General features: G+C 67.8%; 19 protein-coding genes. 11 read left to right on the top strand and 8 right to left on the bottom strand.

What is annotated here, in order from left to right; all coding sequences use genetic code 11:
- Positions 1-5: 5 nt before the first annotated feature.
- The 6 genes from ACT54R_RS06225 (at position 6) to tcuB (ending at position 6,636) form a co-directional block, all read left to right on the top strand.
- Positions 6-428 (top strand): cupin domain-containing protein, encoded by a 423-nt coding sequence (locus tag ACT54R_RS06225; RefSeq protein ID WP_476324602.1) that lies wholly within the window; start codon positions 6-8, stop codon positions 426-428.
- 11 nt (positions 429-439) lie between these two features.
- Positions 440-1,408, top strand: coding sequence for an NAD-dependent epimerase/dehydratase family protein (locus ACT54R_RS06220; RefSeq protein ID WP_476324600.1), 969 nt, complete (start codon positions 440-442; stop codon positions 1,406-1,408).
- Positions 1,409-1,579: 171 nt separating this feature from the next.
- Positions 1,580-2,290 (top strand): SDR family oxidoreductase, encoded by a 711-nt coding sequence (locus tag ACT54R_RS06215; protein ID WP_476324598.1) that lies wholly within the window; start codon positions 1,580-1,582, stop codon positions 2,288-2,290.
- Positions 2,287-3,996: an FAD-dependent oxidoreductase gene (locus tag ACT54R_RS06210; protein WP_476324596.1), complete on the top strand. Its 1,710-nt coding sequence runs from the start codon at positions 2,287-2,289 to the stop codon at positions 3,994-3,996. Before ACT54R_RS06215 ends, ACT54R_RS06210 begins: the two co-directional genes overlap by 4 nt.
- 14 nt (positions 3,997-4,010) lie before the next feature.
- Positions 4,011-5,441 carry an FAD-dependent tricarballylate dehydrogenase TcuA gene (gene tcuA, locus ACT54R_RS06205; RefSeq protein WP_476326409.1) on the top strand — a complete coding sequence of 477 codons (1,431 nt, stop codon included), beginning with the start codon at positions 4,011-4,013 and terminating at the stop codon, positions 5,439-5,441.
- On the top strand, positions 5,425-6,636 hold the full coding sequence (tcuB, locus tag ACT54R_RS06200; RefSeq protein WP_476324594.1) for a tricarballylate utilization 4Fe-4S protein TcuB: 1,212 nt from the start codon (positions 5,425-5,427) through the stop codon (positions 6,634-6,636). The genes tcuA and tcuB overlap by 17 nt, the downstream gene beginning before the upstream one ends.
- Before the next feature lie 264 nt (positions 6,637-6,900).
- Here the strand turns inward: tcuB and ACT54R_RS06195 are convergent, their stop codons facing one another.
- From ACT54R_RS06195 to ACT54R_RS06170, 6 genes are all read right to left on the bottom strand, one after another.
- Positions 6,901-8,439: a multicopper oxidase family protein gene (locus ACT54R_RS06195; protein ID WP_476324592.1), complete on the bottom strand. Its 1,539-nt coding sequence runs from the start codon at positions 8,437-8,439 to the stop codon at positions 6,901-6,903.
- Between the two features lie 59 nt (positions 8,440-8,498).
- Complete coding sequence (locus ACT54R_RS06190; protein WP_476324590.1) at positions 8,499-8,873, bottom strand: hypothetical protein; 375 nt, start codon at positions 8,871-8,873, stop codon at positions 8,499-8,501.
- 11 nt (positions 8,874-8,884) lie between these two features.
- Complete coding sequence (locus ACT54R_RS06185) at positions 8,885-12,016, bottom strand: efflux RND transporter permease subunit (protein ID WP_476324588.1); 3,132 nt, start codon at positions 12,014-12,016, stop codon at positions 8,885-8,887.
- Positions 12,017-12,025: 9 nt separating this feature from the next.
- Entirely contained in the window at positions 12,026-13,672 is a 1,647-nt protein-coding gene (locus ACT54R_RS06180; RefSeq protein ID WP_476324586.1) for an efflux RND transporter periplasmic adaptor subunit, read from the bottom strand.
- A 78-nt stretch (positions 13,673-13,750) separates the two neighbouring features.
- The gene (locus ACT54R_RS06175; RefSeq protein WP_476324584.1) at positions 13,751-15,073 is read right to left on the bottom strand and encodes an ATP-binding protein; all 1,323 of its coding nucleotides are present in this window, start codon (positions 15,071-15,073) and stop codon (positions 13,751-13,753) included.
- Positions 15,070-15,783: a response regulator gene (locus ACT54R_RS06170; RefSeq protein WP_476324582.1), complete on the bottom strand. Its 714-nt coding sequence runs from the start codon at positions 15,781-15,783 to the stop codon at positions 15,070-15,072. The genes ACT54R_RS06175 and ACT54R_RS06170 overlap by 4 nt, the downstream gene beginning before the upstream one ends.
- A gap of 223 nt (positions 15,784-16,006) precedes the next feature.
- Between ACT54R_RS06170 and ACT54R_RS06165 the strand changes: the two genes are divergently transcribed.
- Positions 16,007-16,249 (top strand): hypothetical protein, encoded by a 243-nt coding sequence (locus ACT54R_RS06165; protein ID WP_168459468.1) that lies wholly within the window; start codon positions 16,007-16,009, stop codon positions 16,247-16,249.
- A 38-nt stretch (positions 16,250-16,287) separates the two neighbouring features.
- Here ACT54R_RS06165 and bla read toward each other — a convergent pair whose 3' ends face one another.
- Together bla and ACT54R_RS06155 are read right to left on the bottom strand one after the other, a co-directional pair.
- The gene (gene bla / locus ACT54R_RS06160; RefSeq protein ID WP_476324580.1) at positions 16,288-17,178 is read right to left on the bottom strand and encodes a class A beta-lactamase; all 891 of its coding nucleotides are present in this window, start codon (positions 17,176-17,178) and stop codon (positions 16,288-16,290) included.
- 153 nt (positions 17,179-17,331) lie between these two features.
- Positions 17,332-17,718, bottom strand: coding sequence for a hypothetical protein (locus tag ACT54R_RS06155; protein ID WP_476324578.1), 387 nt, complete (start codon positions 17,716-17,718; stop codon positions 17,332-17,334).
- A 283-nt stretch (positions 17,719-18,001) separates the two neighbouring features.
- Here ACT54R_RS06155 and ACT54R_RS06150 point away from each other — a divergent pair, with 283 nt between their 5' ends.
- The 4 genes from ACT54R_RS06150 to ACT54R_RS06135 all read left to right on the top strand — a co-directional run bounded on the left by ACT54R_RS06150 (position 18,002) and on the right by ACT54R_RS06135 (position 21,299).
- Positions 18,002-18,403, top strand: coding sequence for a MarR family winged helix-turn-helix transcriptional regulator (locus ACT54R_RS06150; RefSeq protein WP_476324576.1), 402 nt, complete (start codon positions 18,002-18,004; stop codon positions 18,401-18,403).
- A gap of 119 nt (positions 18,404-18,522) precedes the next feature.
- A complete protein-coding gene (locus ACT54R_RS06145; RefSeq protein ID WP_476324574.1) occupies positions 18,523-18,693 on the top strand; it encodes a hypothetical protein in 171 nt (56 codons plus the stop codon).
- A 24-nt stretch (positions 18,694-18,717) separates the two neighbouring features.
- Positions 18,718-20,118: an MATE family efflux transporter gene (locus ACT54R_RS06140; protein WP_476324572.1), complete on the top strand. Its 1,401-nt coding sequence runs from the start codon at positions 18,718-18,720 to the stop codon at positions 20,116-20,118.
- Positions 20,119-20,378: 260 nt separating this feature from the next.
- Positions 20,379-21,299 (top strand): hypothetical protein, encoded by a 921-nt coding sequence (locus tag ACT54R_RS06135; RefSeq protein WP_476324570.1) that lies wholly within the window; start codon positions 20,379-20,381, stop codon positions 21,297-21,299.
- Positions 21,300-21,302: the final 3 nt, after the last annotated feature.

The following is a 21,302-nucleotide window of genomic DNA, read 5'->3' as shown; positions in this document are numbered from 1 at the left end:
TATCAATGACCTTCGTCTCTCCCGAACCGAACGCCTTCGCCGATGCTGGCGAAAAGAAATATGCTGTCACACGCAATCTCGCCGAGCTGCTTTGGATCCAGTATCCGGGGCACTTCAATCAGGCGCTCTCGAAGGCGATCGTGACGCCCGAGACCGTCGGCAGCCGGTTCTTCGACCATCGCATCTCGTGCTACGAGCCGGGTGCCCATGTGGAAAGTCATTCGCACAAGGTCCAGGAGCAGATCTATCATGTGCTGGGCGGCGAAGGCATTCTGATCGTCGACGGCGAGCGCCGCCTCGTGCGCGCCAACGACGTGACCTATATTCCGCCCGGCGTCGTGCATGAATTCCACTGCACCGGAACCGATACGCTGACATTTCTCGTGATCACCTCGCCGCCGACGGATGACGAGCCGCAGCCGCGGTGACGGGGACCACCATGGCAAAGAAAATTCTCGTCACAGGCGCCAGCGGCTGGCTCGGCAGCGCAATCGTCGAGGCGCTGCTGAAGCGGGGCGATGCGGTCGTTGCGACCGATATCGCGGTGTCGCCCGCGATCGCCGCGCTCGCCGCGCACCAGCCGCAGCTGACGACTGCGATCGCCGATCTGGGCGAGTGGCATCAGGTGGTGCGCCTGTTTGAGACCCATCGACCCGATGCGGTGATCCACGCCGCCGCGATCGTCGGCGTGGTCCAGGCCGCGGACGTGCCGATCAAGGCCCAGCGCGTCAATGTGGAGGGCTCCATCAACGTGTTCGAGGCCATGCGCCTCGGCGGCGTGAAGCGGGTCATCCATATCAGCACCGAAGAGACTTACGGCGATTTCCGCGCGCCCGTGATCGACGAGGATCATCCGCAGACGCCCCTCAGCGTCTACGGCCTCACCAAGCTTGCCGCCGAACATTACGGGCGGGTCTATTCGCGCGAGCACGGCCTCGAATGCATCAATGTGCGGACCTGCTGGGTCTATGGCCCGCATCTGCCGCGCTTGCGGATGCCGCGGACGTTCGTCGAGGCGGCCCTGCGCGGGGAATCTTTCCACCAGCCCGATGGCGGGGCCTTCGCGGTGGATCAGGTCTATATCGACGACACGGTCGCCGGGGCGTTGCTGGCGCTCGACAAGCCCAAGCACACCTATGACGCCTACAATATTGCGACCGGCGTCGCTCCCACGCTGCGCGACACCGCGGAGGCGGTCAACCGGGCCATTCCAGGGGCAAGGATCACGGTTGGCGACAATGGCCCGTATCACCACGGCGGCCGGATCTTGAGCGCGGTGAAAGGCGCCCTCGATATCAGCCGGGCGAGGACCGAACTCGGCTATGCGCCACGCTACGATCTCCAGAGCGGCATCGAGGCAACCATCGCGGCGACGCGGGAACGCATGGCCGGTCCACCGTCGTCCTGACGGGACGGCCCGTCAGGATCGCTCCGCCGCCTGCGCCTGTGCCCAACGCCATCGCGCGCGATCCGGCGGATCAAAGAGGGGTGGTTCGGGCAGTGCACGCCGGATGGGTTTCGTCTGTCGCGCTCGAACCGCCGGCGTCCTCCCCCATCCCCTTTCCTAGAGGACCATCTTATGACGACGTCATCTCCCGTAGTGCTCATTTTTGGCGGTTCGCGCGGCATCGGCGCCGCCTGCGTCAAGACTTTTTCCGACGCCGGCTGGCAGGTCGCCTCGACCTATTCGACCCAAGCCTCCGCCCCGGTCTCCGGCAAGAGCTATCAGGCCGACATCCGCGATGCGGCGTCGGTGGCCAAGGTGTTCGATGAGGTCGAGGCCGATTTCGGCGCCGCGCCGCAGGCCGTCATCGCCAATGCCGGCGTCAACGTGCCCGGCGCGCCGATGGTGAGCTTCAGTCCGGACCACTTCCGCGAGCTGCTCGACGTCAATGTCGTCGGCGCGTTCAACGTGCTCGCCGAATCCGCGCGCCGGGTGAAGGACGGCGGCGCGATCGTGGCCGTCACGACGTCGTTGGTCCGCCACGCCGTTCCCGGCACCGGCCCATATGCGGCGACCAAGGCCGCCGTGGAAAGCCTGGTGCGCGCGATGGCGAAGGAGCTCTCGGGCCGTGGCGTGCGCGTCAACGCCGTGGCTCCGGGTCCGGTGGACACCGACCTCTTCAACGCGGGCAAGACCGAAGAAGCCAAACAACGCATGGCCGGCTTCAGTCCATTCAACCGTATCGGCCGTCCGGAAGAGATCGCGGAGGTCGTGCGCTTCCTCGCCTCCGGGCAGGCATCCTGGGTGCAGGGCCAGATCGTGCAGCCGAATGGCGGCATGGTATGACATCATCGGGTCCTGATGCACCGGACGAGGTCTTCGACGTCGTCGTGGTGGGCGCGGGTGCCGGCGGCCTCACCGCCGCCAGCACCGCGGCGGCGCGGGGCTGCTCGGTCCTGCTGCTTGAGCAGGCCGATGTCGTCGGTGGCACGACGGCAATCTCCGGCGGAATGGTATGGATTCCGGCCAATCACAAGGCTTCCGGGCAGCGTCCGGACAGTCTCGAGGCGGCGCGCGCCTATCTCGCGGCAACCGTGCCCGGCACCGACCGCACGCGGCTGGAGGCCTTCCTGGCGAGCGGCGATGCGGCGATCCGCGATCTGGAAGCGCGCACCAGCCTGCGCCTGCAGCCGGTCGTCACCTATCCCGACTATTATCCCGATTTGCCCGGTGCGACGTCGGGCGGGCGCGTGCTCGAACCCGTCCCGTTCGATGCGCGCGCCCTCGGCAGGGCCTTCGCGCTGGTGCGCGATCCGCTGCCGGAATTCACCCTGTTCGGCGGCATGATGATCAGCCGCCAGGACATTCCGCACCTGCGCCGGATGACGAAGTCACCGCGGGCGGCATTGCACGTGGCAAAACTGCTGTTCAGATACGGCCTGCAGCGTCTTGGCGCCCGCCGCGGCACGACGCTTTACCTTGGCAATGCCCTCGTCGCGCGGTTGCTGAAATCCGTCATCGATCTCGGCGTCACCCTTCGCACCGGCACGACGGTGGATGCGCTGCACGCGGATGGGAACGGTCGCATCGCGGTGCTGGAAACGCGGGATGCGGCGGCGCGCGCGCGGCGCGTGGGCGCGCGCCGGGGTATCGTGCTCGCCACCGGCGGCATCTCGCACGATGCGGAACTGCGCCGCGCCTTCGTCCCGGACAGCGCAGGCGCGCTGACGGCGACGGTGTGTCCCGGCACCGCACCGCGCGGGGCGCGGCTGGCGACGGCGATCGGCGCCCAGCTCTCGGCGCCGACACGCGATGGCGCCTTCTGGGTACCGGCTTCGACCTTCACGCGGGCCGATGGCAGCCGCGGTGTCTATCCGCACACGGTGACAGACCGCGCCAAGCCGGGTCTGATCGCCGTCGATGGCCATGGACGGCGTTTTGTCAATGAGGCCGTATCCTATCACGAATTCGTCCGTGCCCAGCTGGCGCATGCCAACAGCGCAATCCCGGCCTGGCTGATCTGCGACAGCCGCTTCCTCTGGAAATACGGGCTCGGCAAGATCAAGCCGTTTGCCGCCTCGGTGCGGGCAGACGTCACGTCGGGCTATCTCAAGCGCGCCGATACGATCGGCGCGCTTGCCCAGCGGATTGGCGTCCCACCCGGCGAACTGGAACGCACCATCGCCACGTTCAACGCGCACGCCGATCGCGGCGAAGATCCGGCGTTCGGGCGCGGCAGCAATATCTATCAGCGATCGCTCGGCGACGCCGATCAGCAGCCCAATCCCTGCGTCGCGCCGCTGAAGGCTGCGCCGTTCTACGCCGTCGCCGTGATGCCTGCCGATCTCGGCATGTCGGCAGGCATCGTCACCGATGAGGAGGCGCGCGTGCTGGCGGTCGACGGCAAACCGATCCCTGGCCTTTATGCCTGCGGCAACGATATGGCGTCCATCATGGAAGGTGCCTATCCGGGGCCCGGGATCACGCTCGGTCCCGCTCTGACATTCGGCTGGCTTGCGGGACGAAACGTTGCAGCGGAGCCCATGGCGTGACGACACCCTCATCCATGCCCGACGTTCTCGTCATCGGCGGCGGCAACGCGGCCCTGTGCTCGGCCCTTATGGCGCGTGAGGCGGGAGCGTCGGTGTTGATGCTGGAAGCCGCGCCGAAGGAATGGCGGGGTGGCAATTCCATGCATGTGCGCAATCTGCGCTGCATGCATGACGCGCCGCAGGACGTGTTGGTCGACGCCTATCCCGAAGAGGAGTTCTGGCAGGACCTGCTGAAGGTCACTGGCGGGCTGACCGACGAGCGGTTGGCGCGCCTCGTGATCCGGCATTCGTCGCGCTGCCGGCCGTGGATGCGCAAGCACGGCGTCCACTTCCAGCCGCCCTTGTCGGGCGCGCTCCATGTGGCCCGGACCAACGCCTTCTTCATGGGCGGCGGCAAGGCCTTGGTGAATGCCTATTATCGCAGCGTAGAAGCGCTGGGCGCCGAAGTTCGCTACGGCACGCCGGTGAAGAGTCTCGAACTGAAGAACGGCCGGTTCATCGCCGCAATCACGCAGGGCGGTGAGCGCATCGCCGCGAAAAGCTGCATTCTCGCGTGCGGCGGCTTCGAGTCCAATCTCGAATGGCAACGTGAGGCCTGGGGCCAGAACGCGCGCGGCGAATGGACCGCAGAGAATTTCCTCATTCGTGGCACCCGCTTCAATCAGGGCGTTCTGCTCAGATTCATGATCGATGCGGGGGCGGACTCGATCGGTGATCCAACCCAGGCACATTGCGTCGCCATCGATGCCCGCGCACCGCTCTATGACGGCGGCATCTGCACCCGCATCGACTGCGTCTCGCTGGGTGTCGTCGTCAATCGCGAAGGCAAGCGCTTCTACGACGAGGGCGAGGATTTCTGGCCGAAGCGCTATGCGATCTGGGGCCGCCTCGTGGCGCAGCAGCCCGGCCAGACCGCGTGGTCGATCATCGACCAGAAGGCCATCGGGCGCTTCATGCCGCCGGTGTTCGAGGGCACCAAAGCGAGCACGCTGGACGACCTCGCCGTCAGGATCGGCATCGATCCGGAGTCCTTCGTCGCGACGCTCGCCGCCTATAATGCCGCCTGCCGTCCCGGCACTTTCGACCACACCTCGCTCGACGATTGCCGCACCGAAGGCCTCGCGCCGGCCAAGACCCACTGGGCCCGCGTGATCGACACCCCGCCGTTCTACGCCTATCCGCTCAAACCCGGCATCACCTTCACCTATCTCGGCATGAAGACCGATGCGACCGCCGCCGTGCGCTTCAAGGGCGTGCCGAGCGACAATCTGTTTGCCGCCGGCGAGATGGTTGCGGGCAACGTGCTCGGCAAGGGCTACACCGCTGGTGTCGGCATGAGCATCGGCACGGCCTTCGGACGCATCGCCGGCGTCAATGCCGCCGCGAGCACTGGGCACCGCCACCCCACATTTCAGGAGGAAATGGCTTATGCCGCCGCACGATGATCCGGCAGCGCCCGTTGCCGGCGGCGCCTGCGAGGGCGGCGTGAACCTCGCGGGCGCCCTGAGCGCGGGCGAGGCAGAGATTGCCCGCGTCATGCAGATTTGCAACGCCTGCCGTTACTGCGAAGGCTTTTGCGCCGTCTTCCCGGCGATGACGCGGCGGCTGGAGTTCAGCAAGGCCGACACCCATTACCTGGCGAACCTCTGCCACAATTGCGGCTCGTGCCTCTATGCCTGCCAATATGCGCCGCCGCACGAATTCGCCGTCAATGTCCCGCAGGCCATGGCGAAGGTGCGCGTGCGCACCTATCAGGATTATGCGTGGCCGCGGGCGTTCGGCCGGCTCTATGACCGGGCCGGACTGACCGTCGCTCTTGCGCTCGCCGGCGGTCTCGCGCTGTTCATGATCCTCGCGATCGCCATGAACGGCCAGCTGATCCACGAGCCGCTGGCAGGGAATTTCTACGCGATCTTCCCGCACAACTTCCTCGCCGTGCTGTTCGGCGCGGTGTTCCTGTTTGCGATCCTCGCGCTTGGGGTCGGCGTCACCCAATTCTGGCGATCGGTTTCGCCCACCAGAGACGGGGATCTTTCTGCCATCGCCGCCGCTGCCAAAGCGCGCGTGCCGGCCGCGGCGGAGGCCCTCACGGACGTTGCGCGCCTGCGCTATCTCGGTGGAGGCCACGGCGATGGCTGCAACGAGGGCGATGACGCATTCACCCTGTGGCGCCGCCGGTTCCACCAGATGACGCTCTACGGCTTCCTGTTGTGCTTCGCGGCGACCTGTGTCGCGACCCTGTATCATTATCTGTTCGACCTGCACGCGCCCTATGCCTTCACCAGCGCGCCGGTCATTCTGGGATCGCTTGGCGGCCTCGGCCTGATCATCGGTCCGATCGGCCTGTTGTGGCTGAACCTGAAGCGCGATGCGCTGCGGGCCGACGTCCAGCAGAACACCATGGATCGCGGCTTCATCATGCTGCTGATCTTGGTCAGCGTCACCGGTTTCGCACTTCTGCTGCTGCGCGATACCCGCTTCATGGCGCTGTGGCTCGCCATCCATCTCGGCACGGTGATGGCGCTGTTCCTGACGCTACCCTATGGCAAGTTCGCCCACGGCATCTTCCGCTCTGCCGCACTGCTCAAGTTCAATCTCGAGAAGCGTATGCCCAACCGGTTCGGGCTCGGAGAGGAGTGAAGGGACTGCCTGCGCCGTGCAGCGGCTGATTTACCCCATGAATCCAGCGCGACTTCGGGAGAACCAGACTGGTGGTCTCCAGATGGCGACCAAACAACTCCAAGATGTCTGGGCGGCGCTCCCGCTTCACCGCCCGAGATACTTAATGAGCGCGGCGATGCCGAGCACGACAAGCGCCAGAACGAGAAGGCCGAACAGCCACATCCCCCACATGCCGCCGCCCATCATCTGATCGTAGTGCATGACAGTCTCCCTTCTGCGGGATCAAGCAATCTTCACCACCGCCATCATGCCGGTGGCCATGTGGTAGAGGTGATGGCAGTGCAGAAACCACTCGCCCTTCGGGCCAGCGTCGAAGGCGACGGTGACAGGCACGTGCGGCGGCACCATTACCGTGTCGCGGATGGCGCCGGAGAAACGGCGCCCGCCGATGCCGACCACCTGGAAATGGTGGCCATGCAGGTGCATGGGATGGCTCATGGTGGTGGGGTTCATGAACGTCAGTTCGACGCGCTCGCTGGGACTTGCCTCGAACGGCTTGGCCTCGCCATAGATGCGGCCGTTGATGGTCCAGCGATAGCCGGCCTCCTCTCCGAGCATGATGGGAATGACCCGGTCGGCTGTGCGCGGCACGAGCGGCTTCGCCGCTGCGAGGCGCGTCTCGAATGCGAGATCGACAAGGCCCTGCAGCCGGTCCGCGCTCTCGGCGATACGCGCCACGGAAGCCCCGGCGGTGGCCAGGACGAGGCCGGTACGGCGCGGCGAAGACTCCACCTGGGCCAGTACGGGAAAAGCGCCGCCGCCCGCGGGAATATCCACGATGAGGTCGATCCGCTGGCCCTGGGCCAGCGGAAAGGCATCTGCCTCGACGGGAACGCACGGCGACCCATCCACGGCGATGCATCTGGGCCTGAGGCCGGGCACACTGATGAAGAAGGCCGTGGCCGTGCCGCCGTTGATGATGCGCAGGCGCACCCGGCCGCCCTTCTCCACCTGCACCGTTTCGGGGTCGGCGAGGGTGCGCCGGTTGGCGAGGAAGGCGTCGTAATCGACATCGTTGGCGTGGGCCATCATGCCGCCACCCATTCCCCCACCCATGCCGTGGCCCATCTGGCCGGCGGGGGGTGACCCGGACATCCCGCCGCCCATAGCTCCCCCCATGGATCCCATGCCGCCCATTTCACCCATCCCATGCCCGGAATGGCCCATTCCGGGCATGGCCATTCCCGGCATGGACCCGCCCATGCCGTGGCTGCCATGAGCGCTGCTCCCGCCGAGACCGGCGAGGATCTCCTCCGCGCTTCGGAACGAGAAGTCGTGCAGCATCACCACCACATCCTGCACATCACCGGCGTCGGCCTCCCGGGTCACGAGGGGGGCGGCGAGAAGCTGCTGTTCGCTGAGCGTATGGGAGTGCATCCAGTGGGTGCCGGGCGTCAGGAGGAAGTCCACCTGATCCGTGCTCCCGGGCGCCAGTTCACCGCCACCGGGACGGGCGCGATCCTGGTCGGCCGGGGCAAAGAGCTGGCCGTGCCAGTGCATGACCGCCGGCGATCCGGAGGCATTGAGCACCCCGCCAGCGAGCCGGTCGCCCTCCTTGGCGAAGATGCCTTCCCCGCCCGGGCCTTTCACCGTGAACACCTTGGCGGCCTTGCCGTTCACCTCGAGCGTCATGCTCTCGACGCTGAGAAGGGGCGCCGCGAGGGCGCGGGTCCACCCGCCGGAAACGGCGAGCGCGCCCATTGCCGCGCTGCCCGCGAGGAAGGAGCGGCGGGTGAGAGAGGGGGGCATCGGTCGGGTCATGGTCAGCCTCTTGGGCGCGTCGCCGGGCAGACAAGGCGGGCCCGGGAAATCAGGTGTCTTCAGTATTTGGCCTGGGCAGCGGAGCCGTCCGGAGCTGTGATCTGGACCGCGCCCTTCACCCCCTTGGGAACGGCCACGGCGGCGGTGCCGGCAAGCCGGTTGGCGCCGGCGGGAGCGAGCGGGAAGCGCTGGGCCTTGCCGTCCACCACGAGGATGGCGTTGGCCTTGAAACCATCGGCCGCGATGGGCTTGTCGGATCCGTCGCTGAGATAGAGCGCGACGGCGGGGGTGCCGTCGGCCACCAGCTCGGCATGATAGTGCCCGGCATCCACCCGCACCCCGCCGTTGGCCCCGACGCCGGGCTCGTGCGCGAACAGCGGCGTGGCGGCGAGGGGCAGAGCCAGGAGGGCGGGAACGAGGCGTCGGAAATTCATGGTAGGCTCCGTCAAAAGGCGTCGGCGCGCGCGGCGCGGGCAAGGGGAGAAGCCTCGCCGGCCGCGGCCACGAGCCGCTCCAGCGGGCGGCGGCCGTAGGCGAGGACGAGGACGGGGGTGAGCACGGCGTCGAGCAGCGTGGCGCTGACGAGGCCGCCAAAAATGGTGATGGCGACCGGGTGGAGGATTTCCTTGCCCGGCACCTCCGCCCCGCTCATGAGCGGCAGCAAAGCAATGCCGGCGGAAGCCGCCGTCATCAGCACCGGGGTCAGTCGCTCGAGGCTACCGCGCGTCACCAGCGCCGGGCCGAAAGGCAGGCGCTCGGTGATCGCGAGATTGATGATGTGGCTGATCTTCAGGATGCCGTTGCGCGCGGCGATGCCGGTGAGCGTGACGAAGCCGACCATGCTCGCGACCGAAAGAGGCTGCCCGGCGAGCCATAGCGCCGCCACGGCGCCGATGAGCGCCAGCGGCACGCTGCCCATGATGACCAGCGCGAACAAAGCCGAGCGATAGCGGCTGTAGAGGATGGCGAAGACCAGCAGCAGCGACACGGCGGCAAGGCCGACGATCGTGCGCATGGCGTCCTCCTGCGCCGTGAAGGTGCCCTCAAGGCTGGTCGAAGTCCCCGCCGGAAGGGCTGTTTCACCGATGACCCGCCGCATGTCGGCGATGATGGCCCCCGTGTCCCGCGCGCCGGAGGTGTTGGCCAGCACCACGATGCGCCGCCGTCCGCCTTCACGCAGGATCTGGTTCGGCCCGTCCGTCTCCTTCACTTCGGCCACCTGCGAGAGCGGTATCCAGCCGGATGGCGTCTCGATGAGGAGGCTGGCCAACCCGTCAGCGCTGCGCGTCGCGTCGGGCAAGCGGACAACCAGGTCGAAGCGCCGGTTCCCGTCCACGAGGGTCGAAACCACGCGCCCGTTGGAGAGCCGCGCCAGCGCCTCCGTCACCTGGGCCGGCTGGAGGCCATAGAGGGCGGCACGGCCATAGTCCACGCGCACCGTCACCTCGGGCACGCGCACCTGCCGCTCCACCTGCAGGTCGACGAGCCCTGGGATTGCGGCGAGGCGCTGGCGCAGACCCTCCGCAGTCGCGCGCAGGGTGTCGAGGTCTTCGCCGAACAGCTTCAGGGCGATCTCGGCCCGCACGCCCGAGAGCATGTGGTCGAGCCGGTGCGAGATGGGTTGGCCGATGTTGAAGGACGCGGGCAGGATGGCAAGCCGATCGCGGATGTCGGCGGTGATCTCGGCGCGGCTGCGGATGGAGGGCCGAAGGTCCACCTCGATCTCGGAGGCATGCACGCCCTCCGCATGCTCATCCAGCTCCGCCCGCCCGGTGCGGCGGCCCACCGCCTTAACCTCCGGAACCTCCAGGATGAGCCCCTCGGCGATGAGCCCCATGCGATGGCTCTCGGCGAGCGAGAGCCCGGGACGGAACGACATGGAAATAGTCAGCGAGCCTTCATTGAAGGGCGGCAGGAAGGCACGCGGCAGCCCGGCGGCGGCGGCGAGGGCGGCGACGAAGAGCAGCGTCGTCGTTCCCCTCACGAGACCTGGGTGGCGGAAGGCGCTGGAGAGCACCGCCGCGTACCCGCCCTTCAGCATGCGCACCAGCGCGCCGTCCCGCTCCGTATGCCGGCTGAGTGCCGGCAGCAGATAGAAGGCGAGCACCGGCGTCAGCGTGATGGAGGTGGCGAGGCTGGCGAGGATGGAGACGATGTAGGCCTGCCCCAGCGGGGCGAACAGACGCCCTTCGATGCCGGGCAGCGCAAAAAGGGGCACGAACACCAGCACGATGATCAGCGTCGCGTAGACGATGCCCGAGCGCACCTCCCGGCTCGCCGCCACCACCACGTCGAACACCGGGCGGGGCACCGCCGCCGCGGCGTTCTCCCTGAGGCGCCGAAAGATGTTCTCCACGTCCACCACGGCATCATCCACCAACTCGCCGATGGCGATGGCAAGGCCGCCCAGCGTCATGGTGTTGATGGAAAGGCCGAAGGCGTGGAACACGATGGCGGTGCTGAGGATCGACACCGGAATGGCGGTGAGCGAGATGAGCGTGGTGCGCCAGTTGAGCAGGAACGCGAACAGCACCACGGCCACCACCGCCATGGCTTCCATCAGCACCTTCTCCACATTGCCGATGGAGGCGGTGATGAAGTCGGCCTGCCGGAATACCGGCGGGGAGATGCGGATGCCGTTCGGGAGCGTGCGGTTGAGATCGGCCACCGCCGCTTCCACCGCGCGCGTGAGGGCGAGGGTGTCCGCCTCCGGCTGTTTCTCCACCGAGAGGATCACGGCCGGCCGCCCCATGTAGCCGGAATCGCCGCGCTTCAGCCGCGCGGCGTAGTCCACCTGCGCGATCTGGTGGAGGAAGACGTTGCCTCCGGCGGGGCGGGGCAGCACGAGGGTCTTCAGATCATCGAGGCTGAGCGTGCGGGCGATGTTCCGGATCAGGAACTCACGCCCGCTCTGGTCGGCGAAGCCGCCGCCCGAATTGGTGCCGAACTGCTGGAGCGCCTTGTCCAGAGCATCAAGGAGGATGCCGTTGGCGCGCATCGCAGCAAGGTCCGGCGAGACGCGGAACTGCCGCACGTCGCCGCCCATGGGAATGACCTGGGCGATGCCGGGAATGGCGAGGAGCCGGGGCCTGATGACGAAATCCGCCGCCTCGCGCACCGCTATGGGTGAGGCCGTGTCGCTGGTCACGGCGAACATCAGGATCTGCCCCATGATGGAGCTGATCGGCCCCATCTGCGGCGAGACGTTCGCCGGCAGGCGGTCCCGCACCAGCGCAAGGCGTTCGGCGATCTGCTGGCGGTCGCGGAAGATATCGGTCCCGAAGTCGAATTCCACATAGAGGATGGAGAGGCCGACGCCCGACACCGACCGCAGGCGGATGAGGCCCGGCAGCCCGTTCATCGCCGTTTCAAGCGGAAAGGTGACGAGTTGCTCGACTTCGGCCGGGGCGAGGCCCTCCGCCTCGGTCATGATGGTCACGGTGGGACGATTGAGGTCCGGCAGCACGTCCACCGGCAGGCGGGTCACCGCATAGGCACCGGTGACCACCAGCACGGCCGCGAGCGCCAGCACCAGCAGGCGGTTGCGCAGGGACTGGGTGACGAGGACGGTGAACATCGGCCGGCCTCAGCGGATCTGGTCGATAAGCTCGGCGCCCTCGGTCACGACGCGCTGGCCGGGCGAGAGACCCGCCACCACCAGCACGCGGGCGGCGTCGAGGGGCGCGGTCTTCACCTCCAAGGAGACGAAGCGCTCGGCGCTGACGTGCGCATAGACCACGGACTGGCCGTTCGCCCCGCGCACCACCGCCGAGCGGGGGATCGCGATGCCAATGCGCGGGGCGCCGGCCTCGGCGAATACCGTCAGGAACTGGCCTGGGCGCAGCTCCGCGGTATCCGAGGCGACCGAGAACAGGAGGGGGAGCGCCTGGGCGCGGTCGGATATGCCCGCCCCCAGAAAGGTGAGGGCCACCGTGCGTCCGTTCGGAAGGCGGCCGGTGGCGCCGGATCGTCCCGCATCCGGCGAAAACCCGAGCGCCTCCACCCAGAGCCGGGAGGGATCGACGATGCGGAACACAACGGTATTCGGATCCGCCATCTGCCCCGCCACGGCGTCGGTGGAGGCGATGATCCCGGCCACCGGTGCACGAAGCGCCTCCGGCTCGCGCTGCACCCGCTCCAGCTTGGCCCGGCGGGTCTTGAGGCCGTTCAGCTCGATCTCCGCCTCCTCCACCTCGCGGCGTGTGACCGCGTTGGGAATGGCCGAGAGCCGCTCGTAGCGGCGCTTCACGAGGGCGATCTGCTGATCCAGTTCGTAGCCCTGCTGCTCCAGGTCCTTGAGATCGGAGGCGCCGATGGGCGGATGCACGAACGCGAGGATTTCCCCTGCAGCGACTCGCGTACCGAGCGGTTTGAAGCCGCTCTCCGGCGGCGCGAGTCGTCCGCCCACGGCGGTCTGGACCAGGCCGCTGGCATTGGCGTCCGGCACCACGCGGCCGGGCAACTCGACCGTTGGGGAGAGGTTGCTCTCCGCTGAGACCACCGTTCGGACCCCCAGAATGCGCTGCGTCGGCTTGGGTACGATGACGGATCCGTTGGGCAGGCGCTGGGCGCTGTCCCGCGGGCTCGTCTTCGGCGCCTCTGTGGCTCGGGCTCCCGATGGCGCCACGGAAAGCACGATGCCCAATACGGTAAGGACGAGAAGGGTGGGTGTGCGCCGGCGCGATACCACGAACGCTCCGGCGAGGAAGCCGATGACAAGTCCGGCGCCCAGGCCCGTGAGTGCCCCGGTCGGCAGCCCGCCGAGCTGCGCCAAGGTCGCAGGAGGGGCCGTCCTGGCGTCGGAGAGACCAGTCGGGGGCGGGACTGTCAGCGTGGCAGCGAGCACGTCCACCGTGTCGCCGGCTGTGATGGTGAAGGCGAGATCATGCGCGCCCGGCGTCGCCACGAACGGCGCGGGCAGAACATATGTGCCTGGCCCCGCTGGCTTCGCGGCGTGGGAGCCGTCCGGCGTTTCCACCTCGACGGTGGCGTCGTCGACCGGGGCGTTGTCGGCGAAGCGGTCGAGATGGATGGTGAGGGCACCGTCGCGCAGGACGGCGACCAGCTCGAAATCGACGGAGGCCGCTTCGGCGCGGGGGGCTAGTGTGGTGACCTGGGGCGGCGGTTGGCCATGGTCATGACCTTCATGCGCAAAGGCGACGGCCGAAAGAAACAAGGCGCCGAGAAGGCCGCACAGCCCAAGACCCAATCCGTGCAACACGTGGCGCGACATGCCTCTCCCCGTCGGTTTGCGACTCCGGTACGGGAGGCTGATAGCGCGCGAGGCGTCACGCCGCGTTTCGCTTCTGTATCAGTTTGTTTCAGGCTGGGCCTTGGGCAGGCGTACCGAGGCGAGGAGCCCGCCGTCGGGCGCGTTGGCCAGGGTCAGCGTACCGCCGTGTGCCTCGGCCACCGTGCGCGCGATGGTGAGGCCGAGCCCCACACCTCCCGTCGATCGGCTCCGCGAACCTTCCAGCCGCACGAAGGGCTCCAACACGGCGGTCAGCTGATCCTCAGGGATGCCCGGACCGTGGTCGCGCACCGTCACCACCGCGTCAGCACCCGCATCGGTGAGGGATACAGACGCGGCGCCGCCATAGGTGACAGCGTTCTCGATCAGGTTGGAGACCATCCGCTTCAGGCTGACGAGACGCCCCGCGATCACGAGGCTCGGCGGCGCAGAGAGGCCGGCGGGACGTCCGCGATCCCGCACATCGTCCACGATGGTCTCCACCAGAGCCACGAGATCGAGCGGCCGCAGGGGCTCTTCGCTCGCTTCTCCACGCAGGTAGGAGAGGGTGGCCTCGACCATCTGCTCCATTTCCGCGATGTCGCCTTCCATGGCCGTGCGAAGGTCGGCATCGGTCACATCTTCAAGGCGGAAGCGCAGTCGGGTCATGGGCGTGCGCAGATCGTGGGAGACGGCGGCGAGGGCCTGTGTGCGCCGTTCGACCAGCCCGGCGATCCGCGCCTGCATGTCGTTGAAGGCATGGGCCAGCTCCCGAACCTCCTTCGGTCCGGTCTCGGCAAGCCGGATGCGGGAGGCGTCCTGCGGCAATGCCGTGACCGCGCGGGCCATGGCCCGGAGAGGGCGTGTGAGCCACGCGGCGATGGCGAGCGAGAGCAGCAGCACACCGGCCGCCATGAGCGTGGTGGAGAGCAGCGATCCATGAGCGCCGGCCGACTGAGGAGGCGAGGCGAACACGCGGGCGCTCAGCCAGCTTCCATCCGGCAGGCGCAGGGCAACGAGGCTGAGATGGGGATCGGCCCCCGCGCTCACCAGCACGTCCTCCGGCTGAATCTCCGGCGCCAGCGTGCGGACCTCGTCGGCGAGGCGCTGTCCCGCCTCCGTGGGGCGCGGTCCGGCCGCGGCCATGGTGTCCCGGCTCCAATGGGCATCGATGGCGCCGCCTGACAGGTCGTGCGCCACGTCCTCGCGGCCTTCCGGCGCCACCGCCGCCACCGAGCGGCGCAGCGAGACGAGTTGGTCCGCGAGACGAAGGGCATGGGCGGCGTGGCGCTCGCGCTCCATGGCGTGCTCGTAGGTCCACAGGCTGAGCACATGCACCACCACGATGCCCACCACAGCCACCAGGGCGGTGCGCAGGGCGAGGCTGTCGAGGGCGCGGATCACGCGCGCTCCACCTGCGGGGTGAAGAAGTAGCCCGCGCCGCGCACGGTCTTCACCATCTCAGGGCCGCCATGGGAATCGAGTTTCTTGCGCAGCCGGCTCACCTGGATGTCGATGGCGCGGTCGAAGCCGGTGGCGGTGCGGTTCTTGGCGGCGTCCATCAGCTGGTCGCGCGTCAACACCCGTTGGGGATGCTCAAGGAAGGTGACAAGGAGGTCATATTCCCCGGTGGAGAGGTCGATGATGGCGCCATCGGGATTGACCAGCTCCCGCCGCCGCGTATCGAGGCTCCAGCCGGCGAACGTGAGGCACGAGCCGCCTGTGGCGGCGGCCGCTCCTGATGGCCGCGCACGGCGCAGAACCGCGTGGATGCGGGCGAGCAATTCCCGAGGGTTGAAGGGCTTCGCCAGATAGTCGTCGGCACCGATCTCCAGCCCAACGATCCGGTCCACGTCGCTGCCGCGCGCGGTCAGCATGATGATGGGCACATTCGAGGTGCGGCGAAGGTCCCGGCACAGATCCAGCCCATTCGCGCCGGGCAGCATGATGTCGAGAATGACGAGATCCACGGTGCCGGCGGCCATCGCTTCCCGCATTTCTCGGGCATCCTGCGCGGCTGTGACCTTGTGCCCCTGCTCGCGCAGGAACTTGCCGGCGAGACGGCGGATCTCGGCGTCGTCGTCGACAATGAGGATGTGGCCTTCAGGGGACACGGTCGCGAACTCCAGAGAGCCGCATTTCTATCGCTTCGACGATGGCGCGCAACCGCCGTCAGGCCCACGGCCTTCGGGCTGGACCCGGCCGGGGAGGCAATCAGCTCCGACCGGGCGGGCAGCCGTGAACATGACGAACCGCGCCTGCCGTTTGGACACCATCGAACCGCAGCCGGGGTGGTGATAGCTTGCCATCACGGGCCTAGCCTGGGAGGAAAAAATCATGAAGACGCTCGCAATCGCGTTCACCCTGCTGTCGCTTTCTGCCGCCGCCGCCTCGGCTGACACCTGCGTTGCCAATGCCGACGCGAAGAAGCTCGCTGGCGCGGCGCGTACCAGCTTCCTCACCAAGTGCCAGAAGGACGCGACCGCGGCCTGCGACACCCAAGCAGCGGAAAAGAAACTCCAGGGAGCTGCACAGACCAGCTTCACCACGAAGTGCGTGAAGGATGCCGTGGGGCAGTGACGGTTAACGCTCGCCGCAGCAGTTTCATATTCGCTCCGTCAGCCGTCCAGGGCGGCGACGGCGCGGGCGACTGAGGCGTGGATCCCATTGCGCCGCGCGTCGTCGCCGGGCGCCTGCGTGAGGTAGGAGGCGATGACGAGCGGCGGGCGCCCCGGTGGCCAGATCATCGCGACGTCGTTGCTGGTGCCGTGGCTGCCGGAGCCGGTCTTGTCGCCGGCCCGCCAGTCCGCCGGCAGTCCGGCGCGGAGCTTTGCCGTTCCGGTGGTGCAGGCAATGAGCCATCCGTTCAGGCGCTCACGCGATGCGGTACTCAGGGCGGTACCTGTGGAAAGCACCAGCATGTCGCGCGCCATGGCGGCGGGGGTGGTCGTGTCGCGCGGGTCGCCGGGCGTCGCCTCGTTGAGGTCGGGCTCCATCCGGTCGAGCCGCGTGCTCGTGTCGCCCAGCGTGCGGACAAACGCCGTGAGCGCGGCCGGACCGCCGAGGGCCTCCAGCAGCAGGTTCGCCGCCGTGTTGTCACTGACCAACACCGCAGCCGCGCACAGGTCGGCGATGGTCATCTCTCCGCCCACATGCTGCTTCGCCACCGGGGCATAGGAGAGGATATCCGCCTGCGCCACCGGGATGCGCCGCCCCAGTTGCTCCGTGCCGGCATCGACCCGGGCGAGGATGGCAGCGGCGGCGAGGGCCTTGAACGTGCTGCACAGCGGAAAGCGCTCATCCGCGCGATATCCCGCGGACGTACCGGTCGCCGTAAGCACTGCAACCCCGAGCCGCCCGCCGCTCTCGGCCTCGATGGCCGCGAACGCCTGTTCGAGCCCTGTAAGCCCGGCCGGCTCCGCCCGGGCTAGCGACCACCAGGTCGCGGTTAGTGTCGCAAGTGCTGCGGCTGGAGCACTTCGGAAGAGGAATGAGCGTCTTGTCGTCACTGGGGCGCCTGTCGGAGCGTGCGGCGTGGTCGGCGCTTGATGGACCGGCATTGGGCCGGCGGCAAGGCAGCCTAATGGCGCCGCGACGGATCGTGTCGAGTCGGCCTTGTTGCGCCTGCGTCGGTTGGGCGTCGTCGGGGCTGGCGCCGACGCTCATCGCCAACGGTTCACGAGCCATAGCGCGCCCCAAGCCCCCAGGAGCGTGAGGGCCAGCTGGCCCGCGAGCGCAATTGACATCCTGGCACCGCCGGCCGCAGCCAGCGACGATGCGCCGTCCATGAACGGAAGAAGCAATGCCACCATCGCGCCGCCGGCGAGAGGAGCGATCAGCAACGCGCCTGCGAATGAGACAATGATGTTGACGATCCAGCCGAGGACGCCGCGCTTCTTCGTCCATGCCTCGTGGATCGCGACCGCCAGCGCACCGAAGATTGCAGCGGCCGCGATCACCAGCGCGCCGCCAACGCTATCCATTGGTATGGCGCCGCTCCACTGCAGCAGCAGAAGGCCTCCGACCGCTATCAGCACAATGTAAGTCATGAACGTTCACCCCAGCCGTGCAGATCGTGCTCAAAAGCGTTGCTGATGTGACGGCTAAGTATGAGCGCCCGTTCCACTCGGCCGTCAATGCGCGGCGCAGCGCAAGCCGGCCTCACGACGAGGCGCGCGCACGATGCGACGGTGCGGTGCCGGCCAGCTGGCTCGCCCGACTTGACCATCGGCGCATGCCCTGGGGCCATACCGTCTTCGGCGTGGCGTCCGCGGGTTTCTTCCCCTTCGGGTGGTCTGGACGAGGGCATGGTACGGGTATATACACGTTCGTATGGATACCCCCTGCCACTGTGCCCGGCTGCGGCGTGCGACGCGTCGGGTCAGCGCCATGTACGACGAGGCGCTCGCGCCGCTCGGGATCAACGTTGCGCAGTATTCTCTGCTGCGCTCCGTCCGGGACAAAGGCGAGGTCAGCATGACCGAGCTTGGCCGGCTCCTCGAACTCGACCGTTCCACCGTTGGCCGGAATGTGCGGGTGCTGTCGAAGCATGGACTGATGGAGATGCGGCGGGGCAAGGACGACCAGCGCGAGGCCTGCATCGCCCTCACCCCGCAGGGCGCCGAACTCCTCAAGACCGCCGCCGAGGCCTGGGCGCGGAGCCAGAAGGCGATGGAGGAACGGCTGGGCAAGGAGAGGCTCGAACAACTGCGCGATCTCCTCGCCGCTCTCTGAAGGCGAAGGGGGTGGTGAGGGTTCTGTGACGTTAGTGTGGGTATATACCCGAAATAGATTAGCTGATGGATCACATCGGGCGCAGGGGAAGTGCCGAAGCCCCAGAAGGAGTTAACCCGATGAAGGCTCGACCGTTCGGCGGCACCGGCCTCAGGGTTTCTGAGATGGCTCTCGGCACGGCCACCTTCGTCGGTCGCTGGCGACGCGGCACAGATACGGACGACAGCGCCGCCATCTCCAATGCCCATGCCGAGGCCGGCGCCAATTTCATCGACACCCCCGATATCTAGCCCTCGAAACAATGTGAGGCCGCCATGTACCGCGCCCCGACAGAAACAGCGGTCGCTGCGCCAGGCGCGACGCCCCCGCGTCCGGCCGCCGATGCCCGGACCCGCCGGCTGGTGGAAGCGCCCATCGTGCCGCTTCTGATCAAGCTCGCCTGGCCCAACGTTCTCATCATGCTCGCGCAGGCCTCCGCCGGGCTGATCGAGACCTTCTTCGTGGCGAAGCTCGGCACGGCGGCGCTGGCGGCCATGGCGCTGGTCTTTCCCGCCGTCATGCTGATGACGACGCTCTCGGCCGGCGCGCTGGGCGGCAGCATTTCCTCCGCCGTGGCACGGGCGCTCGGCGGCGGCCGGCAGGCGGCGGCAGATGCGCTGGTGCTGCATGCCATCGCCGTGAGCCTCGCCTTCGGGTTTGCCTTCGCGGCGCTGTTCCTGCTGTTCGGCAGGCAGATCTACGGCGCGATGGGCGGCTCAGGGCCGGAGCTGGAGGCGGCGCTCATCTATTCCAACATTGTCTTCCTCGGTACGCCGCTGACCTGGACCATGAACGGCCTCGCCAGCGTCGTGCGCGGCACCGGCAACATGCTGCTGCCGGCGATTGTCATCTGCGTCGGCGTGGTTCTGCTGATCCCGATCTCGCCGGTGCTGATCTTCGGCTTCGGCCCCATCCCCGGATTCGGCATCGCAGGGGGCGGGCTGGCGCTCATCGCCTATTATCTCGGCGGCACGCTGGTGCTCGGCGTCTACATCCTCTCCGGGCGCAACCCCGCCCGCTTCCGCTGGGTGCGGCTCGACTGGCGGGTGATCGGCTCGGTCATGCGGGTCGGGGCGCTGTCGTCGCTCCAGTCAATCCAGACCAACGTGATCGTCGGCGGCGCGACGGCTCTCGTCGCCATTCAAGGCGGCGTCGATGCGGTCGCCGGCTTCGGGACCGGCGTGCGGCTGGAATATCTGCTCATCCCGCTCATCTTCGGCATCGGCGCGCCCATGGTGGCGATGGTTGGCACCAATCTCGGCGCTGGCCGCGGCGATCGCGCGCTTCATATCGCTCTGGCCGGGGCGGGCCTTGCATTCGTCGTGACGGAAACCGTGGGGCTTGCCGCGGCGGTCTTTCCTGAGGCGTGGCTCTACTTGTTCAGTGCCGAGCCGGCCATGGTCGCAACCGGCAGTGCCTATCTGCGCATCGTCGGGCCGTTCTACGGCTTCTTCGGCATCGGGCTCGCGCTTTACTTCGCGGCGCAAGGCGCCGGGCGACTGTTCTGGCCGGTCGTGGCCGGTTTCCTGCGCGTCGCCATCGCGCTCGGTGGCGGGTTCCTGGCCCTCTGGCTCACCGGCTCCATCGCGGCACTGTTCGCCGCGCTCTCGGTCGCCCTCGTGGCCTATGCCGTAACCACGCTGGTCGCCGTCAAGACGGGGGCATGGCTCCGGTGACGCAGCAGCTCGGGGCGGCCCGTGGCGATCGTTCAAGTCGCAGGGCGCATGCGCGGAGGCGAGCGCAGGGAAGCGCATAAGCACCAACTCGGCGCCGTCGGGCTGCCGTTACGGAATGTAATCGTTGCGTTCTCCGCGCTGCGGGCGATGATTTGGATGGTATAGTTTCCGGTCTTCGCGATGCCGCGTTGCGCCTTTGCGTTTCCGCTTAGTCGAATCCCGGTTGTCGCTGCGTCTGGATGCGTTTGAAGGGGGCGGGCATGGACGTGGGGGCGCGGGTTCCGGTAACGGTAGAGGAGATCGCCGAACATCCCGACTATCTGCGCGCGCGGAAGCTCTATTGCGACAGCTTCCTGGGTCTGTTCGACCGGAACCCCTTCCTCATCCGCCTGCTGACGGATTCCAGCCGCTACCTCCTGTTCACCCTTTCCGTCATCCTCAACGCGAACCACGATGCGGAGCGGCGGGAGACCTGGTTCTCGGTGGGGCGGCTCAAGGAGCAGATGGCGGCCTTCGGCATGACGAGCCCCCGCCATGTGGACCACCTGATCGAGCGGATGCAGGCGGTAGGCTTCGTCGAGATTCACCGTGCTCCGCGCGACCGGCGGGTGAAACTGCTGCGTCTCACGGACAGGATGCTGGCCCACGACCGGGAGTGGATGGCCACGGACTACGTCATCCTCGACACGCTGTGCCCGCAAAACCGCTATGCCGGCGTGCGAAACCGGGATCCGGCGGTCCATGCCGCCATCCGGCGCCAATCCCTCGCCTTGCTGCCCGAGGGCGCGCGTCTGCTCTCGGCGCAGACCGATTTCCTCCTCTTCTTCAGCCGGCCCGGCGGGCTCATGGTTCTGGAAGCTCTGTTCGAGGGCGCCTTGTCGTCGCCCGAGGGGCGGGAATGCCCGTTCGCCTTTGGTGACGTTGCAGAGCGGTTCGGTCTGTCCCGGTCCCACGTGCGCGGGGTGATGCAGGACGCGGAGGCGGCGGGCTTTATTCGCCTGCATGGCCGGGGCGGGCGCGCGGTGGAAATCCTGCCCCGGCTCTGGCGCAGCGACGCCGTCGGCCATGGCGTCGGTGCCCGATTGCGCGACATCGCCTTCCTGCGCGCTTCCGCCGAGCTGGCGGCGCAGCCCCATGCCCCAACGGAGCCGGTCGAAACGGAGTGGGCGCGCCAGGCGTGAAGG

It is taken from the genome of Xanthobacter sp. DMC47, assembly GCF_056313845.1.
This window is presented reverse-complemented; position numbering and strand designations above follow the sequence as displayed.

What these genes read in the sequence shown, in the direction of transcription:
- ACT54R_RS06150 (WP_476324576.1), top strand. Translation starts at nt 18,002, where the DNA reads ATGGATACCCCCTGCCACTGTGCCCGGCTGCGGCGTGCGACGCGTCGG.
- ACT54R_RS06140 (WP_476324572.1), top strand. Translation starts at nt 18,718, where the DNA reads ATGTACCGCGCCCCGACAGAAACAGCGGTCGCTGCGCCAGGCGCGACG.
- ACT54R_RS06185 (WP_476324588.1), bottom strand. Translation starts at nt 12,016, where the DNA reads ATGTTCACCGTCCTCGTCACCCAGTCCCTGCGCAACCGCCTGCTGGTG.
- ACT54R_RS06135 (WP_476324570.1), top strand. Translation starts at nt 20,379, where the DNA reads ATGGACGTGGGGGCGCGGGTTCCGGTAACGGTAGAGGAGATCGCCGAA.
- ACT54R_RS06155 (WP_476324578.1), bottom strand. Translation starts at nt 17,718, where the DNA reads ATGACTTACATTGTGCTGATAGCGGTCGGAGGCCTTCTGCTGCTGCAG.
- ACT54R_RS06195 (WP_476324592.1), bottom strand. Translation starts at nt 8,439, where the DNA reads ATGACCCGACCGATGCCCCCCTCTCTCACCCGCCGCTCCTTCCTCGCG.
- ACT54R_RS06215 (WP_476324598.1), top strand. Translation starts at nt 1,580, where the DNA reads ATGACGACGTCATCTCCCGTAGTGCTCATTTTTGGCGGTTCGCGCGGC.
- tcuA (WP_476326409.1), top strand. Translation starts at nt 4,011, where the DNA reads ATGCCCGACGTTCTCGTCATCGGCGGCGGCAACGCGGCCCTGTGCTCG.
- ACT54R_RS06190 (WP_476324590.1), bottom strand. Translation starts at nt 8,873, where the DNA reads ATGAATTTCCGACGCCTCGTTCCCGCCCTCCTGGCTCTGCCCCTCGCC.
- ACT54R_RS06225 (WP_476324602.1), top strand. Translation starts at nt 6, where the DNA reads ATGACCTTCGTCTCTCCCGAACCGAACGCCTTCGCCGATGCTGGCGAA.
- ACT54R_RS06210 (WP_476324596.1), top strand. Translation starts at nt 2,287, where the DNA reads ATGACATCATCGGGTCCTGATGCACCGGACGAGGTCTTCGACGTCGTC.
- ACT54R_RS06165 (WP_168459468.1), top strand. Translation starts at nt 16,007, where the DNA reads ATGAAGACGCTCGCAATCGCGTTCACCCTGCTGTCGCTTTCTGCCGCC.
- ACT54R_RS06220 (WP_476324600.1), top strand. Translation starts at nt 440, where the DNA reads ATGGCAAAGAAAATTCTCGTCACAGGCGCCAGCGGCTGGCTCGGCAGC.
- tcuB (WP_476324594.1), top strand. Translation starts at nt 5,425, where the DNA reads ATGCCGCCGCACGATGATCCGGCAGCGCCCGTTGCCGGCGGCGCCTGC.
- ACT54R_RS06180 (WP_476324586.1), bottom strand. Translation starts at nt 13,672, where the DNA reads ATGTCGCGCCACGTGTTGCACGGATTGGGTCTTGGGCTGTGCGGCCTT.
- ACT54R_RS06145 (WP_476324574.1), top strand. Translation starts at nt 18,523, where the DNA reads ATGAAGGCTCGACCGTTCGGCGGCACCGGCCTCAGGGTTTCTGAGATG.